The following is a 15,235-nucleotide window of genomic DNA, read 5'->3' as shown; positions in this document are numbered from 1 at the left end:
ATGGATATTCTGACGCTGTTTCGCCAGGGGTTATTGCTGGTGGTTATCCTCTCCGCGCCGCCGCTGCTGGTGGCAGTGATCTCCGGGGTAATTATTTCACTGGTACAGGCCGCGATGCAGTTGCAGGATCAGACCCTGCCGTTCTGCATCAAACTTATCGCGGTCGGCCTGACGCTGGCGCTTACCGGGCGCTGGGTCGGTGTTGAACTGATGGAGCTGGCGCAGGCGGCGTTTGCGATGATGTCAACGGTCAGTTCCTGATGCTGACAGGTTACCCACTCACCGATACGTTTCATGCCATCCTCGCGCTGGGACTTGGCATGGCGCGCATCTTTCCCTGCCTGTTACTGACACCGATATTCTCTTTTAGCGTCATAAAAGGGCTGCTGCGAACCGCCATTGCTGTGGCGCTGGCGCTGTTTATCGCCCCAGGCATCAAAGAACAAATTGATGTGCTTGAGCCGACAATGATGGCGCTGGCAGGGCTGGTACTCAAAGAGTTGATGATAGGCACCCTGCTCGGATTGTTGCTGGCGTTGCCTTTCTGGCTATATGAGTCTGTTGGTGCGTTATTCGATAACCAGCGGGGTGCCTTAATGGGTGGACAAATTAACCCCCAGCTGGGGCCGGATGTGACGCCTCTGGGTAAGTTAATGCAGCAGGTGCTGATATTGCTGCTGGTCACAGGGCTGGGATTATCGACCATCACCCAGGTGATCTGGGACAGCTATCATCTTTGGTCCGCCACCCAGTGGATACCTTTCCCCGCAGAGGCAGGTTTTCACGTCTGGCTTACGCTTTTGGGGAAAATCTTCAGCGATATGGTGCTTTATGCCGGGCCGCCGGTGGCGCTGATGCTGCTGCTCGATTTTGCCATCGGTGTGATGAGTCTCTATAGCCCACAGCTACAGGCGACTGCCCTGACAATTCCGTTGAAATGCCTGCTCGGCATGTTGTTTTTTATCCTCTATCTGCCACTGCTGGACCATCTGGGTAATGCGCGGTTGTATGAACTGCGCGATCTTATCCCTGTCCTGTCGCAGATATTTGCCCCTTCAGCCGGGAGCGCGCCATGAGCGAAAAAACCGAAGACGCTACACCGCAAAAACTCAGAGAGTCGCGCAAAAAAGGCCAGGTCAGCCAGAGCCAGGATATCCCTAAGCTGCTTATCTCAATCGGTATCCTTGAGACCCTGTTTGCTATGGTGGATACCGGGATGCAGCGGTTGCAGGCGATGATGCTGCTGCCGTTAACGCGTCTGCGCGACCCATTCGATCACGCGATGGAGGAAGTAATAAGTGATAGCGTCACCGTAATGCTGGTACTGGTGGGCATCGCGTGCGCCATTGCCATGCTGCTGCGGGTGGTGGGCGGCTGGGTGCAGTTCGGCCCACTCTTCTCCACCGAAGCGCTGGCACCGAAACCGGATGCGCTTAACCCGTTTAATCATCTGAAGAATATGTTTTCCGCCCGCCAGTTTACCCAGCTTTTGACCAGCATCTTTAAAGCGGTGGTGATAGGCCTGGTGGTATGGCAGGCGATCATGCCGGACCTCGGTGGCCTTGCTCAGCTGGCGCTTGGCGATCTCAACGGTTTCTGGCAGGGGGTGATGGCGCTGTTTATGAAGGTGTCACGTCGGGTGCTGATGGTGATGCTAATAATCAGCCTGTTCGATTTTGGTATTCAGCGCTATTTCTTCCTCAAACAGCAGCGTATGAGTCATGAAGATATCAAAAACGAATTTAAGCAGAGCGAAGGCGATCCGCATATGAAAGGCCACCGCCGTCAGCTGGCTCAGGAGATCCTGAATGAAGAGCCGCTGCCTGCCCGTGAGATTAACGTGGAAGACGCGGATGTGTTGCTGGTTAATCCCACCCATTTTGCCGTCGGTCTCTATTATCGCCCGGATGAAACGCCGCTGCCGCGTCTGCTGTTCAAGGCTTGCGATGAAGAGGCGCGGGCATTAATTGAAGAAGCGCAGCGTAAAAAGAGACCGGTTATCCGCTTTATCTGGCTGACCCGCACTCTGTGGCGCACCACGCGCGAAGGGGCTTATGTTCCACGCGAAACGTTAAATGCCGTCGCGCACGTCTATCGTCTGCTGCGGGAGCTGGAGGATCACTATCTGGATGAGGTGATTGAGATTCGGGAAGAATAGTGCGGAGGGTAACTCCGCACTATCTTATCAGGCATTAACATCTGCATCTCACGTGCCTGCTGAATAAAAGCCAGTATTAAACGCCGGGGTGAAACCGGCAAGCGGTTGCTGATAACAGAGCCGCCTGCGGTCTGCTGCAGGAAAACTGACGTAATGGAATAGCATTACCAGCACTGGCATGCGGGCAAAGAGTGCGCCGCACACAGGCTTCCCGGAAACGGAAGGTGAATAGCTATGGTCGATTCTCGTTAAAATATGGCCCCATCGATCAGCCGGGGCCTGGGACTGCCGAAACGTGATTAGTTATCTACCGTTATCCGCGTGTAGTCGTTCGGGCCATTACGCAGTTGTGGTTGCCACCAGATGGTCAGGTTATGCAGGTCTGAAGAGGGGCGACAGCCCACGTCATTACATCCGCCCTGCGGCCGCGCGCAGGCACTCAGCACCAGCGCGGCGGCGGTAAGCACAATTATTCTCACTAACATGCTTTTTCCTTATCAGCTCAGTAGAGGTTTTTGGCCGGTGCACCGCCTGCTGAAGAGAGCAGCGAAGCGCGAGAAGGACGTGACGGAGCATTGCTATCAAATGCGACGAATACCTCCGCCGATTCACCCGGACGCAGTTCTCCACGCGGCCAGACCGCTACCGCCAGCGTGCGGTCGCTGCGGCACAGACTCTCATCAAAACGCTGAGTCTGCTGGGTGTTGTTGGTGATCACCCCAACGGTTATCTGTACGCTGCTATTGCCGTACCACTGATGGCGACGGAAATCGCTCCCGAAAGCGCCCGAAATGCGGCACAGGGAGGAAAGCGTCTGGCCCGTGCCACCGCTGGTCATCCCCGCTGGCACGCGGTTCAGCGCCAGGTCGCGCATCGCGCCTTCCACCATCCCTTTGACGTCGGTGTACTTATGACGATTAGTTACCTCATCCATCGCGCTATTAAGCTGTTCGCGCGACTCGGCAGCGATATACCGGGTCGGATCGACCTGGTCACCAATTAAATGCGGCGTAATAATAAACAGCCGCTCACGCTGGGAGGTCTCATAGCGCGTTGAGGTAAAGAGCTTGCCGATCAGCGGAATACTGCCGAGGATCGGGATGCGTCGCTCACGGTCGCCCGTCTCTTTGGAATGGAACCCGCCCAGAACCAGCGAGCGTCGCGCCTCCACCAGCGCCTGGGTGCTGACCGCTGCGTTATGGGTTCCCTGCGCATCGCCCTCATCATCTTTATTGAGCTTGCCATCTTCCACATCAACAATGAGCTGGATAGCCGATTTTTGTGAAGTGGTGATTGCGCGTGGCGTCACCCGCAGGCTGGTGCCTGCGGTGACAGACTGAATATCCGCCACCCTCTCGCCAATGGCGCGTATAAAGGCAGTATCGCTGAAATCAATCACCGCGGGCTGATTCTCCAGCGTGAGGATAGTGGGGTTAGCGATAATGGATGCCGTCCCTTCCCCCTCCATCGCTTCGATACTGGCAAAAAAACGCTGGAAATCGGTCACAAACAGTGTACTGGCACCGGAGAGCATATTGGCGCCGCTGGCGACACTGCCAAACTGACCGGCCAGGTTGCTGGAGAAGCGTTTCAGCGCGCTGCGGTCGATATCGACAATCACTGCATCAATTTCGATCAGCTTTTGCGGAACATCAATGGCGTTAATTAATGCCTGATAAGCGTCCCGGGTTTTCGGATCGTCACGCACCAGCAGCAGGTTGTTACGCACATCCGCTGATACTTTACCCGCCAGACTGCTGACAGGCGCCTTTTTACGTCCGGAGGCCGGCATATTGCGATTAATCAGCTCGTTTAAAACACTTTGCGACTGTTCACGTGATACCTGTTCATCCTCTCCCTGGCCTGATGACATTCTTCCGGAAGAGGCGTTGCTGGACTGACCCAGCAGTTCATTCAGAATGGTGGCCACCCCCGGCACCAGCAGCTCCTGATCGCGATAGCGAATGGTGCGATCCGCCACGGCCGCATAACGCAGCGGGAATGCCATCATATCTTTATTGGCCCCGGCTTCAGGTTTGCTTTCCGATTTACGGGCAAATTCCGTTATCTGGCGCACATACTCCGGCGGACCGGTCACCAATACCACGCCTTCATCCGGCAGTTCGCCCCAGCCGAAGCGGGGTTCCAGCAGGCCGACACCGCGCAGCGCCTCTTTCAGATCCGGCGCGGCTTCCGGGGAAATCTCAATACGCTGGGAAGTTTGCGCTGCCTGCGGGCTGACGTAGAGCGTGTTGTTATAAACAAACCACTGAAAGCGATACTCAAGCGCCAGGCGATTAAGGAACGCTTCCGGGCTGTCTGCGCGCAGTTTACCTGTGACATTGCTGTCGCCCAGCGTGCCAAGATTGACCTCAACACCAAAGCTGCTGGCAAAATCGTCAAGAATAATATTAAGCGGGGTATTATCTGCCGAATAGGCATACGCACCATTCTTCCACTCATCCGGCACACGAGCGTTTGTGATGCCCATACTCAGTAGCAGCAGGGTAATGGCCGCCAGCAGGCGGCCCGGAAAAGAAAACGTAAACACGCCTGACTCCTTGATGACAGGGGCTTAGTTAACAGCGTCGATGATCGCTTTACGGATACCAAACCTGAACTGGGTGTATTGCGAACTTGCCCAGCTGGCGTTGGACATATCCTGCAGGCGATTCTGGAAAGCATACATATCCGCAATGCTGAACGATTCGCCCGAAACATCGCGGGCAAACTGATAGGCTTCATGATGTTTGCGGTTTGAGTTGGAAGATAACTGACGCTGTAACAGATCGCTGGAACTCATGATATTGACTCCTCTTGTTGGACACCCCTGTTAAGTGGCGCGACAAGCGAAGCAGTTCCACTGTTTTTGCTTTTTTTATGCATTCTCTTCTGCCAGCGCTGGCGCGAGCTGCTGGTACAGCGTCCGCCAGTTAACCATCAGCTCGCCTGCGTCGGTAATAAGCCGCAAGCGATCTGGCTCAAGCGCCGGGTCGGCGCACAGCGTCCAGCGAAGCTGCGGCTGCGCGACCAGCCAGCCGTTAATCTCCTGCTCCTGCCCACTGGCGCAATACAGCGTCGCCTGCTGCTGACGCGGATAGTGACGCAACAACTGTCTGAGCAACGCGTGAAAACGGCGCTCATCATCCACCTCATCGAGCAGGTGTTGCAGTGCCTCGTTCAGAACCTTTCCAGCGAGCAACACCAGCTGCGTCTCTTCGGCTGCACGCTGTTCCTGCCAGTCCGCAAAGAGCGTCTGCGCCTGCTGCCAGAACCGGGCTTCCCATTCGCGCTGGCTGGCCGCCCTTTCGGCTTGTGCCTCGGCGCGTGCCTGCTCGCGGATCGTTTGCGCCTGTTTATGGGCCAGCTCGATAATGGAAGCCGCTTCAAGCCTGAGCGCAATTTCCTCGCGGCGCAGCACATTACCCGGTGGGGCGCTGCCGCCCTGCAGATGCAGGCTTTTAAGTTTCCACATCGCGCGTCTCTCCCGAATGTTGTTGCACCTGCCAGAGCGCCGTTTCCCATAAAGGACGCAGACGATGGCCAGGCAGTGAAAGTGCCGGGTTTACCGGCGCGTCGCTTACAGGGAAGAGTAGCCGCAGGCGCGGCCAGATAGCCGGAAATAACGCCTGCAGCAGACAGAGGCTGTCGGCGCTGCCGCCAGTAGTGAAAAGCCCGGCGGGCAGCCAGCACTCAATGCGCATTCCTTTCGCCAGACGCCGCAACCAGATCTTTAGCTCTGCGGGTAGCGGCATGGCTCCGGCGCAAATTTCCGCGACTAAAATCAACAGTTGCGCGCGCTGTTCGCAGCTTAAGTCGCTGATGGCCAGCACCATCGGCTCCGGCGCGACCAGTTCGCCTGATACACCCAGTGTGTGGTGCCAGCACGAGGCATGCTGGCGGAGATAGTGCCTCTGCAAAGGCGCAGATAAACGGGCCAGTGGCTGGGTGCACCAGCTTTCATCAGCCTGTAACCAAAAGTCAGCGTGCCACCAGCGTAACCAGCGCAGGGTAATTTCCTCATCAGGCGCAGCGTTGAGCATAATCAATCACTTCGCCTGTGCAGCCAGGCGCTTACGACTCAGAGCCTGACGAATGAACGCATTTGCCACGAGTAACAGCAGCAGCACCCCAAAGCATGTTGTAACTATCTTGACCATCCCGTAACGTTCCGGGCTAAGCTGAAACGGCCCCAGCTGCACCATTTCAATTTTATCCTGCCAGGCTTTCGCCGGGACAAAGACAATCGCCAGATCGCGGTCATCGCGCCCGCCCAGCCCCGGAATGCTGGTTGCCACCAGCCGGCGAATGCGCGGTTCGATACTGTCCGGATCGAGGTTTTCATGATATTTGATAAATACCGAGGCGGAAGCGGGCTGAACCGGCTCGCCGGGGGCGATACGCTCGGGCAATACGACATGCACACGCGCCACCACGACGCCATCAATTTGTGACAGTGTCGCTTCTACCTCCTGTGACAGCGCATAAATATAGCGGGCGCGCTCCTCCAGCGGACTGGAGATAACACCACTTTTCTGAAAAACCGCGCCAAGGCTGGTTCGCGCCTGATGAGGCAGTCCGGCGGCATTGAGGATATTCACCGCCCGCTCAATGTCACTGCGCGCGACGCTAACGCTGACCCCCTCTTTAGAAACCTGTTTATCCGCCTCAATCTTAAAGCGGCTCAGTTCCGCCACCACATCGTTGGCATCGTTTTCTGACAGTCCGCTGTGCAACTGGGTCTGATCACCGCAGCCGGTAAGCAGTAGCACCAGGCACAGAGCACAGAAGCATTTAATGACAGCGCCATTCATAAGATTCACTGCAGGTTGCTGAGTTTATCGACTGACTGAACGGTTTTGGCGATCACTTTGGCGTTCATCAGACTCTCGATATAGTAATCAGAGAGCTGCGCATTGGCGCGGGAGAAATCTTCCGCACTGGATGACCGCGAAGCGACTCTGAGATCGTTAAAGGCTTCTTTTTGCGCACGCTGGTTGCCGCTCAGCGATTGCAGAATATTGCCGACCACGCCAGGCTCTGAAGAGTCCATCTGGCTGCTGTCAGGCGCAGGGCCATTAAGCTTTGCATTAAACCATTGAATATCTTCCGCCGACGGTGCTTCCTGGTACATTTCGACTGACGGAACCGGTTCTGAAGTGAGCAAGGAAGATTGAGAGACTTTCATCAGTAAAACTCCTGTGGGATTAGAGAGCAGGGAGACAAAAAAACACCTCCCTGCCGGAGTCGATTAGTACTGAATTTTGACCTGGGCTGCGGCTGACGCGGCCTGCGCATTACTTTCGGCGATGCCGTTAATGCGCTGGAACTCTACATCGCGATCCATTTTATCGGCCTGGTTTTCCTGCATCTTGTCCATCGCCTGTTGCGAACGGACCATATATTTCGCACCGTTGTAAGCACCGGCAACCTGAGTGTAAGCAGAAGCTGCGTTGGTGATCCCGTTGGAAAGTAAGCTAGCACCTGACATAGTCATTCCTCGCGTTGATGATAGGTTGTAGTTGGGTGTTGCATTCATTAAGTAATCAATGAAGCTATCCGGTTCCATCGCAAAGAAAATATTTATGCAGATTAAGCCTGCTGGCCCACGGCAAGAGAGGTGGGCGATATATCAGGCGGTAAGTTTTAACAGCTTCAGGCGGTGATAAAGGGTGCGCCTGGGAATTCCTAACTCAAGAATGACATCATCGATACGATTGTCGTGCCGGTTCAGGCAGTCGTGAATCAGGCTGCGCTCAATGCGCCGCATTCTGTCTTTTAATAACACGCGCCCTTCCTGCTTTATCTCGCAGCACAGCGGCGGTAAGCCCAGCACAAAGCGTTCTGCCGCCGCTTTCAGCTCGCGGATATTTCCCGGCCAGCTATGCAGCAGCAGGGTCTCATCAAGCGCGAGCGATCCTGCCGGCAGAGGCTGATTCAGACGCAGCGCCGCCTCCTGCGTAAACTGGCGAAACATGGGCAAAATCAGCTCCGGTCGTGATCGCACGGTTGGCGTGGAAATTTTAATTGTGTCGAGGCGAAAGAAGAGATCCCGACGAAAACGGCCCTGAGCCACCAGCTGCGCCAGTGGAATTTGCGAGGCGACAACCACCCGCAGATCCAGCCCGATACTTTTGGTGCTGCCCAGTCGCTCTACCGCGCGATTTTCCAGTACACGCAGCAGCTTAGCCTGCATCGTGAGCGGCATACTGTCTATTTCATCCAGAAACAGCACGCCGTGATTAGCACTCTCAATATACCCGGCACGGGAACTGGTTGCGCCGGTGAACGCCCCGGCCATGACCCCAAACAGCTCGCTTTCGGCAAGTGTCTCCGGGATGGCCGCACAGTTGACCGGCACCATCGGGCCACGACAGCCGGAAAGTTGATACAGCCGCTGGGCCAGTGCATCTTTCCCTGTACCCGTTTCTCCCTCGATTAAGACATCTATGTTTAACGGTGCAATCGTATTTAAAATCTTATACAGATGAGTATGGATATCGGTTACGGGCTCCGGGTAACCCGCCGCCGCATCCGGGCGGGAATCAACCTGGCGTAAGACGTTATCCTCACTCTCCTCATCGACAGTCCCGTGGCCTGACTGTGTCCTGTAAAGACGAACCATACATTCTCCATTAGCTTCGCATAAGCGCGCCTTACATGAGGCGCGCTGCTCGTTCAGCACTTGTGGATGTTCTGGAAGCAGAGCCTGATGCAAAGAATTACAAATTTACCGCGGCCTCACTCTCACCCAATCAGGTCATCCCCGCTATCAGTCCAGGATTATTATCTTGTAGGGATAGACGCTCAACCGGTAAGGATTACCCTACAGGACTCACAGAAAAACCTTCAAAAACAGAATGATAATTTCTTAATGGCGGTGCCGCTGGATTTTTATAAATCTGAACCCGCATCACAAAGGAACATTTTTAGTGGAACCATCACGGGACAACTACCACTCACAGTGCGAGGTAGCATCAGCCTGAACGGTAAAATTGTGCAATCGGCAGTAATCAGGATTGCAAAATGTTACCGCTGTTGCTGCCCAATCAATCGCTGACTTATTAACTCTGAGGAATAAATTCATGAAGATTCCAGGATTTGGTGGTGGGGCTACAAACGCGAACAAAATCGATATGCCTCCGGCAAATATGCCAGGCAAGACGGGGGGGAGTCCGTCAGGTAAACCTGACTTACCTGATCAGCCCGGAAAATCGTCGTTACCTTTTCTCAATAATGCGAAAACAGGCCCGCTCAATTTTGCCAGTAATGCCTTTGACGGCCTGAGCACACTGGCTTCGCTGACCGGTTCAGGCGGAAGTCAGAAAAACGACCAGGCAAACGGTGCAAACTCGCCTGACGCCCCGTCGGGCGGCGGCTTACTGCAGCAGATTATGATGCTGACAGGCCTGCAACAGCTGTTGGGCGGCGGTAATAAGGCGCAGCAGCCGGAGCAACCGGGCACGCCTGCACCTTCACAGGGCACGAATCACAGCGGCAATCCGCTTGAGCAGCTGATGCAGATGCTTCAGCAACTGCTCCAGCAGATGATGGGGATAGATAAAGGTAAAGGGGCAGACAGCGGAGAATCTGGCGGTAATGCACCACAGGCACCGGCTCAGGGAGCAACTGACAATGGGGGGCAACAGGGCGGAATGATGCAAAACCTGCTGTCCCTGTTAGGGCTTTCTTCATTGTTGCAGGGGCTTTTGGGCGGCGGTGAGGGGCAATCTTCCCAGAAAAATCCGCAAAGCTAACTCAGGGGGCTTGTATGGTTATGCCAATACCTGGCGGGGGGGGAATAACCCCCGCTTTTTCACCCGGCAGGCCACTGCCGGGTAACCTGCCATTATCCACTCCCCTGCCCGGCTCCGCGTTCCCGGTCCCGGGCAGCGATCTCCCCATCAGCTACTCCGGTGGGAGCGGAACGCCGCTGGCGGGCCTGTCCGATCCGATCCGAGAGCTTGATCAGCTTTTAACGCAGGCTGGATTGGGGGCGCTTGTCGATCCGGCAGCCGCTGAAGAAGGGACGGTGCCCACGGCGTTATTTGCCAGCGAAACATCCGGTGAAGATATTCCACAGGCACCGGGCGATGGCATGCGAACCAGTGAGAAGGACATCCGCGTCAGGCCGACGGAGGAGAATCTGAAGGGTCGTCCACCGGGTGATAACCGCAGCGCCGAACAGATCATTGATGAAAACCCGGTGCTGAAAAACCTTGGCAACCAGAAAGATATCAAGCAGGCAGAGCTAAAAGAGCGCTTCGGCGACTGGACGGATGCCAATAAAGATCCGAAGAGTCGTGCTGATGCGGCGTATAACATGGCCTGCGTGTTAAACAGCATAAAAGGCCTGAATGCGCGTGATGGCAGCGAGCGGAAGGAGATCTCAGCTAACGACAAAATAGAGGGCATCACCAAAGATGGTGACGCGCGCCACGGTACCGAGGCGGGTGTACTGAAGGATATCGCCGAACAGGGTCTGAAGATGCTACCGGAGAATAAACAGTTGCCGGAGACGAATGATTCGCACGTTCGTATGGATGGTACCAATAAAGACAACTTCCAGTGGGGCATGGGTGAGTTCGGCAAAATATTGTCGAACATCCCGATTCTCAAATCTGTTGCCGCGCCTTTCTTTAACAATATTGGCGAAGCCCGCAATGTGGGCGAAGTCTTTACCGGTGGCCTGAAAGGACTGGCCGAGGGTGGAATGAGCGCGGCGCGTGGGCCGATTGGCTGGGGCATCACGGCAGCGACCGATACCGTACAGATTGCGGTGGAAAATAGCGGGGGGAAAGGCAAGAACGAACCGCCGCCGTTTGCCTGATTTTGAGGCTGCTCATGTTTGTCCCTGTACCCGGTACAGGGACTTTTTTTGCGCGTTATGCAGGTAACGTGCCTTTGCCGCTGGAGATAATGTCGGCAAAGTTGAGCACTTTTCCAACATAGGTCGGATCGCCGGTTCCGGTTTTCGAGATATCCGTCAGATCGTTGACATTCACATTCCCTGGGCCTGAGTTATAAGCTCGCAACCCGGCACCGGGATCGCCCCCAAAAGCCTCCCGCTGCTCTTTCAGATAGAGCGCGCCAGCCATGATGCTGTCTTCAGGGCTGGACGGGCTGGCATCTGGCCCCAGCAGATGCGGGTATCTGCTTTGCAGATCGGCGAAGGTGTTGGAATTAACCTGCATCAGGCCGCTGTCGGAAAGGCCATTACCGCCGTTCACGGTGGTCGCCTCTGTTTTTCCGCGCGACTCCTGCCAGATTTGCGCTGCCAGCACTTCAGGCGCCTGGCTAGTCTCTTTGGCGGCACGCATTATCGCCTGCTCATGATCCAGTAACGGGGCAGGTAAATGTAACCCCGACTCGCCTTTTATCAGCGGGACGCCGCCGGATGCTGGCGTCTGCCGGGCAGGCGTATTTAGTGCAGCATCAGAAGCCGTACCTGGCTGTGGCATTGTACTGGCCGTTAGCGGTCGCTGTGCAGAAGCGGATTCAGTCGGGTTAACAGTCTGCTGCATCGCGGCATTATACGGTGCGGTGAGCGAAGCCCCCTCTTCTGCTGAGGTGCCCGGCATATCGGTACCGCCGCCACGCCCGCCTCCTGCGCTGTTATTTTGCTGCTGACCAGCGAAGAGCTGTTGCAGCATTAATAGCAGTTGCAGCAATGCCTCTATTTGCGGCCCCAGTTGCTGCATCAGCTCCTGCATCTGCATCGGATCCCGGTTGCTCACACTGTCGGGCGTGGCGGTGAGACTACTGAAATCCGTGCCGCTCATGGCATCATTGCCAAAGTTAATCACCTGGCCACTGGCGCCAGAATCTGGCGGAGTAAACGAGGCTAAATTTTTTTCATCGAGCGCGCTAAAATCAGGCAGTTGCGGCTGTATCGGCCCGAAAGCCGAACCTGACGAGATATTCATTCTTCTCTCCTCTCAACAAAGCATCATCGTTAGCGCCAGCCAGACTGGCGCCTTTCTCCCGCTATGGCCGGGGTACGATTGAGTGGAAAGCGCGAGGCGGGAGTTCCGGGCAGCGCGTGAGACAGCGCAAATTCGGCGTAAAAAAAAAGCCGCATCGCTGCGGCTTTTAAGGTGTGGTATCAGGAGGCTTTTTTCGTTTCTTCAGGTTCTGGCGATCCTGCAGGCCCTGCAGCTTCTGATGACGCAGATGACCCGGATGTCACTGATGATGCTGATGATGTCGGTAAGGAGTCCGGCAGCGGTATCATCTCGGCAATGCGCTCGCTCATCTTCTCTGCTTCAGCTTCAAGGACGGCGATGATGGCCTCATAGTCAGCCTGGGTTAACTTCTCAGGCTGTGGGCTTTTGATATTCGCCAGGTCAGGGAACGAGTGCCACCATGCAGAGGTATCACCCGCAGCGCGCATTTCTGATGAACGCTCAGGCGGGGTATTACGTAATGGCCCGGAGTTATGCGAATGTACGCTGTCGCTGTCCGATTCGCCTTCTTCTGACGGCCCTTTCGCCCGGGTACCGGTGCTGGGTGCTGGCGTACCGGCAGGCGTTCTCGCCTCGGTACCGACACTCGGTGCTGGCGTGCCTTCCGGGGTTCTCGCCTCAGTACCTACACTCGGTGCTGGCGTGCCGGCCGGGGTTCTCGCCTCGGTACCCACGCTGGGTGCTGGCGCGCCTTCAGGTGTTCTCGCCCCTGAACTCACCGGGGCTTCCTCTTCTGTCGCGTCGGCGGGCTTCGGGTGCAGCTTGTTTGCCACTGCTCGCTCAGCCTCCTGATAAAGAAGACCGAACACCCCCTGTTGCAGGTAAGAATAGGCGTTTGGCACCAGGGCCGCCGCATTGCCAATGCTTTCGCGGGAAACGCGGAAGCCGGATTTGTTCGCCAGATCCAAAGCGGTCTCTGCCGCACTTGTCTTGCCGGAGGTGAAAAGCTTCTCTGCACCACCTTTGGTCACACGTGCCGCCCCCGCTCCGATGCCCAAACCGAGCGCTTCCATCGTCTCAGAGGCTACCGCACTTAATGCACTCAGCGTTGTAACGCCTTCAACCCAACGTTTTGGTGCTTTGGCGTGTTCCCACACCGCATCGAAGTGGCTCCCCTCGCCACTATTCGTGTGCCCGCTGGACAGCGACATATAACGATCCTTCCAGTCGTTACGGCCAAATAAAAACTCCGCGCCGTGCAGGTTGTCGTAGTAGTTTTCCACAACTCCACTCAATGCACCGGCAGCGGAAGTCAGGCCAAAACCTGCTATCTGGTTGATGGCATAACCCGGCTTGAGCGCACCCTGTATAATCCCCATCGGTTCTGGCCGCGGCTTATTTTCGGGTAATAGCTGGGTTGCACTGGAAATTCCACCCGTCACCGGGTTGCGGACGTTAAAGCCCGTCCCGCCCAGCGCCGTCATTTTTAATTTATGCCCAAATGTCTCGCGTTTTTCTGCCTCATCTTTCATAAGAGGCTCCAGTGCATCCATATCTGCCTGCATCCATCTCGAATCCTGGATGCTGCTACCGATAACCCGAGTGAGCACCGCTTTAAAAGCCACTGCAGTCATCCCCCCCGCTACGCCAGCGACAAAGTTGTGCATGGGCGTGCCCGGCTCCAGCTTCATTGCGCTAGCTATCCCCTTGCCGACCAGATCGCCAGGTACACCGGAAAGGGCATAGGTCATTCCAATCGCCCCCTTTGCCTTGGCCATGATCATCGTGTCGCAGCTGTGAGCCATTTTGATGACATCTTTTACCTGATCGTCCGTCTGGTGCAATTCATCGTGCAGGGTGACAGCGATTCCTGCCAGGTAATCACGCACGTTCTCTCCGCCTTTACACGCGTTATGCAGAGTAGCTGTAATACGGCTAATCTCAGCAGAACGAGCCCTCGCAGCAGGGGTTGTAGCAGTGACTTCAGTTGTTGATGGCCCACCGCGCGTGGGCATTTCAATCGTTTCGTGATGTGCAGGGGAAGGTGTGCGTCTAATTCCATCCATAATTCTCACTCCGCCAGGTTGTGCCGGTTATCACTAACCGGTCAGTTGATAACTTGCGAAATGAGCAACTCACCCCGCAGCGTCAGGGTTGAGTGATGCGCGAGCGAGCCTGGTTTCAAATCAGGAAGAAATTCTAAAAATTTTGTGATGCATCTCACAAAATAGCCGGATGGGTAGCGGTGAAGCGCGGCGCTTATTCAGCCCCGAATAAACTGCGCTTCGCACTGCCGGGCGATCTCCCACAGTCTGTTACGGATGACCTGCTTAAGCTGCAGAGTGGACTGCGACTGTGGCTGGTCACGGCGGCTGATCAGCATCACTTCAAACGGCAGGGGCTGTGCTATGGGTAGCAGCTTTAGCTGTTCGGCATAGCGACAGGCGGTGAAGAGATCCACGACGCCCGTGCCGCCGCCTGCCAGCACCATATCCGCAATGACCGAATAGGTTTTAATCGACAACGACACGGCGGGATTCAGTTTTTTATCGCGCAGCGCTCGGTGAAGTACGCGTCCAAGCGGATCCTGAGCCTGCATCATCAGTAAATTATTGTTGCATAACCACGCAAGCGTAACGGGTTCATTACGGGGATGATTGAGCGGTAACAATGCGACCATCGAAGACTGAAACAGAGGTTCAGCCAGAAGATCCGCATCGACCTGCTGACCAAAAACCAGCGCGAAATCGAGCTGATTATCCAGAATCATCTGGCATAAGGTACTAAAGTGCTCGGTGACCAGTTCGACACTGACCGAGGCCATCTGTTGCCGCCAGGTGACCAATGCGGGCGCCAGCACCATCTGACCAAAAGCGTGAGCCGCGCCGACGCGAACTAATTGCCTTTCGCCCCGCCGCAGCTGTTCGGTAAGCTGGGTGATAGATTGCAGGCGCTGGCAGAGATCGTCTATTTCAGGCAGCAGACGTCGTCCTTCTGCCGTCACACTCATTCCCTGTATACGTCGCTCAAACAGCGCAAATCCCAATTGCTGTTCAGCATGATTCAGAACACGGCTGATATTCGGCTGTGAAACATTGAGTAAGCGCGCCGCAGCGCTGATGCTGCCGGTCTGTACGATGGCCTGAAAGACCTCTATATGGCGGAGCCGCAT

General features: G+C 55.7%; 17 protein-coding genes. 5 read left to right on the top strand and 12 right to left on the bottom strand.

Going from position 1 to position 15,235, the window contains the following annotated elements:
- The 3 genes from sctS to sctU are packed head-to-tail and all read left to right on the top strand — an operon-like array spanning position 1 to position 2,158.
- A complete protein-coding gene (gene sctS / locus GVJ63_RS02065; RefSeq protein ID WP_010245915.1) occupies positions 1-261 on the top strand; it encodes a type III secretion system export apparatus subunit SctS in 261 nt (86 codons plus the stop codon).
- The gene (gene sctT / locus GVJ63_RS02060) at positions 261-1,076 is read left to right on the top strand and encodes a type III secretion system export apparatus subunit SctT (protein ID WP_010245919.1); all 816 of its coding nucleotides are present in this window, start codon (positions 261-263) and stop codon (positions 1,074-1,076) included. The genes sctS and sctT overlap by 1 nt, the downstream gene beginning before the upstream one ends.
- Positions 1,073-2,158 (top strand): type III secretion system export apparatus subunit SctU, encoded by a 1,086-nt coding sequence (sctU, locus tag GVJ63_RS02055; RefSeq protein WP_010245922.1) that lies wholly within the window; start codon positions 1,073-1,075, stop codon positions 2,156-2,158. Before sctT ends, sctU begins: the two co-directional genes overlap by 4 nt.
- A gap of 299 nt (positions 2,159-2,457) precedes the next feature.
- Here sctU and hrpT read toward each other — a convergent pair whose 3' ends face one another.
- From hrpT to GVJ63_RS02010, 9 genes are all read right to left on the bottom strand, one after another.
- The gene (gene hrpT / locus GVJ63_RS02050) at positions 2,458-2,643 is read right to left on the bottom strand and encodes an HrpT family type III secretion system protein (protein ID WP_010669971.1); all 186 of its coding nucleotides are present in this window, start codon (positions 2,641-2,643) and stop codon (positions 2,458-2,460) included.
- 17 nt (positions 2,644-2,660) lie between these two features.
- Positions 2,661-4,709: a type III secretion system outer membrane ring subunit SctC gene (sctC, locus tag GVJ63_RS02045; protein WP_010669970.1), complete on the bottom strand. Its 2,049-nt coding sequence runs from the start codon at positions 4,707-4,709 to the stop codon at positions 2,661-2,663.
- A 24-nt stretch (positions 4,710-4,733) separates the two neighbouring features.
- Positions 4,734-4,961, bottom strand: a complete 228-nt coding sequence (locus GVJ63_RS02040; RefSeq protein WP_010245930.1) for a hypothetical protein — start codon at positions 4,959-4,961, stop codon at positions 4,734-4,736.
- Between the two features lie 75 nt (positions 4,962-5,036).
- A complete protein-coding gene (gene sctL / locus GVJ63_RS02035; RefSeq protein WP_159226354.1) occupies positions 5,037-5,633 on the bottom strand; it encodes a type III secretion system stator protein SctL in 597 nt (198 codons plus the stop codon).
- Positions 5,620-6,201: a serine kinase gene (locus GVJ63_RS02030; protein WP_235038332.1), complete on the bottom strand. Its 582-nt coding sequence runs from the start codon at positions 6,199-6,201 to the stop codon at positions 5,620-5,622. The genes sctL and GVJ63_RS02030 overlap by 14 nt, the downstream gene beginning before the upstream one ends.
- Positions 6,202-6,207: 6 nt before the next feature.
- Positions 6,208-6,972 (bottom strand): type III secretion system inner membrane ring lipoprotein SctJ, encoded by a 765-nt coding sequence (gene sctJ / locus GVJ63_RS02025; protein ID WP_159226353.1) that lies wholly within the window; start codon positions 6,970-6,972, stop codon positions 6,208-6,210.
- 5 nt (positions 6,973-6,977) lie between these two features.
- On the bottom strand, positions 6,978-7,346 hold the full coding sequence (locus GVJ63_RS02020; RefSeq protein ID WP_159226352.1) for an EscI/YscI/HrpB family type III secretion system inner rod protein: 369 nt from the start codon (positions 7,344-7,346) through the stop codon (positions 6,978-6,980).
- A gap of 63 nt (positions 7,347-7,409) precedes the next feature.
- Complete coding sequence (locus GVJ63_RS02015) at positions 7,410-7,649, bottom strand: hypothetical protein (RefSeq protein ID WP_010245940.1); 240 nt, start codon at positions 7,647-7,649, stop codon at positions 7,410-7,412.
- 141 nt (positions 7,650-7,790) lie between these two features.
- Positions 7,791-8,783 carry a sigma 54-interacting transcriptional regulator gene (locus GVJ63_RS02010; RefSeq protein WP_159226351.1) on the bottom strand — a complete coding sequence of 331 codons (993 nt, stop codon included), beginning with the start codon at positions 8,781-8,783 and terminating at the stop codon, positions 7,791-7,793.
- Between the two features lie 460 nt (positions 8,784-9,243).
- Between GVJ63_RS02010 and GVJ63_RS02005 the strand changes: the two genes are divergently transcribed.
- Positions 9,244-9,915, top strand: a complete 672-nt coding sequence (locus GVJ63_RS02005; protein ID WP_045140441.1) for a hypothetical protein — start codon at positions 9,244-9,246, stop codon at positions 9,913-9,915.
- A 14-nt stretch (positions 9,916-9,929) separates the two neighbouring features.
- A complete protein-coding gene (locus tag GVJ63_RS02000) occupies positions 9,930-10,988 on the top strand; it encodes a hypothetical protein (RefSeq protein ID WP_159226350.1) in 1,059 nt (352 codons plus the stop codon).
- 55 nt (positions 10,989-11,043) lie between these two features.
- Here GVJ63_RS02000 and GVJ63_RS01995 read toward each other — a convergent pair whose 3' ends face one another.
- The 3 genes from GVJ63_RS01995 to GVJ63_RS01985 all read right to left on the bottom strand — a co-directional run bounded on the left by GVJ63_RS01995 (position 11,044) and on the right by GVJ63_RS01985 (position 15,235).
- Positions 11,044-12,084: a lytic transglycosylase domain-containing protein gene (locus GVJ63_RS01995; RefSeq protein WP_159226349.1), complete on the bottom strand. Its 1,041-nt coding sequence runs from the start codon at positions 12,082-12,084 to the stop codon at positions 11,044-11,046.
- Positions 12,085-12,263: 179 nt separating this feature from the next.
- A complete protein-coding gene (locus GVJ63_RS01990; protein ID WP_159226348.1) occupies positions 12,264-13,952 on the bottom strand; it encodes a hypothetical protein in 1,689 nt (562 codons plus the stop codon).
- Positions 13,953-14,326: 374 nt separating this feature from the next.
- Entirely contained in the window at positions 14,327-15,235 is a 909-nt protein-coding gene (locus GVJ63_RS01985) for a LysR family transcriptional regulator (RefSeq protein WP_159226347.1), read from the bottom strand.

The organism is Pantoea sp. 18059, assembly GCF_902706165.1.
GTDB classification, from domain to species: Bacteria; Pseudomonadota; Gammaproteobacteria; order Enterobacterales; family Enterobacteriaceae; genus Pantoea; species Pantoea agglomerans.
The sequence above is the reverse complement of the archived record's forward strand: the minus strand, read 5'-3'. Positions and strand labels throughout refer to the sequence as shown.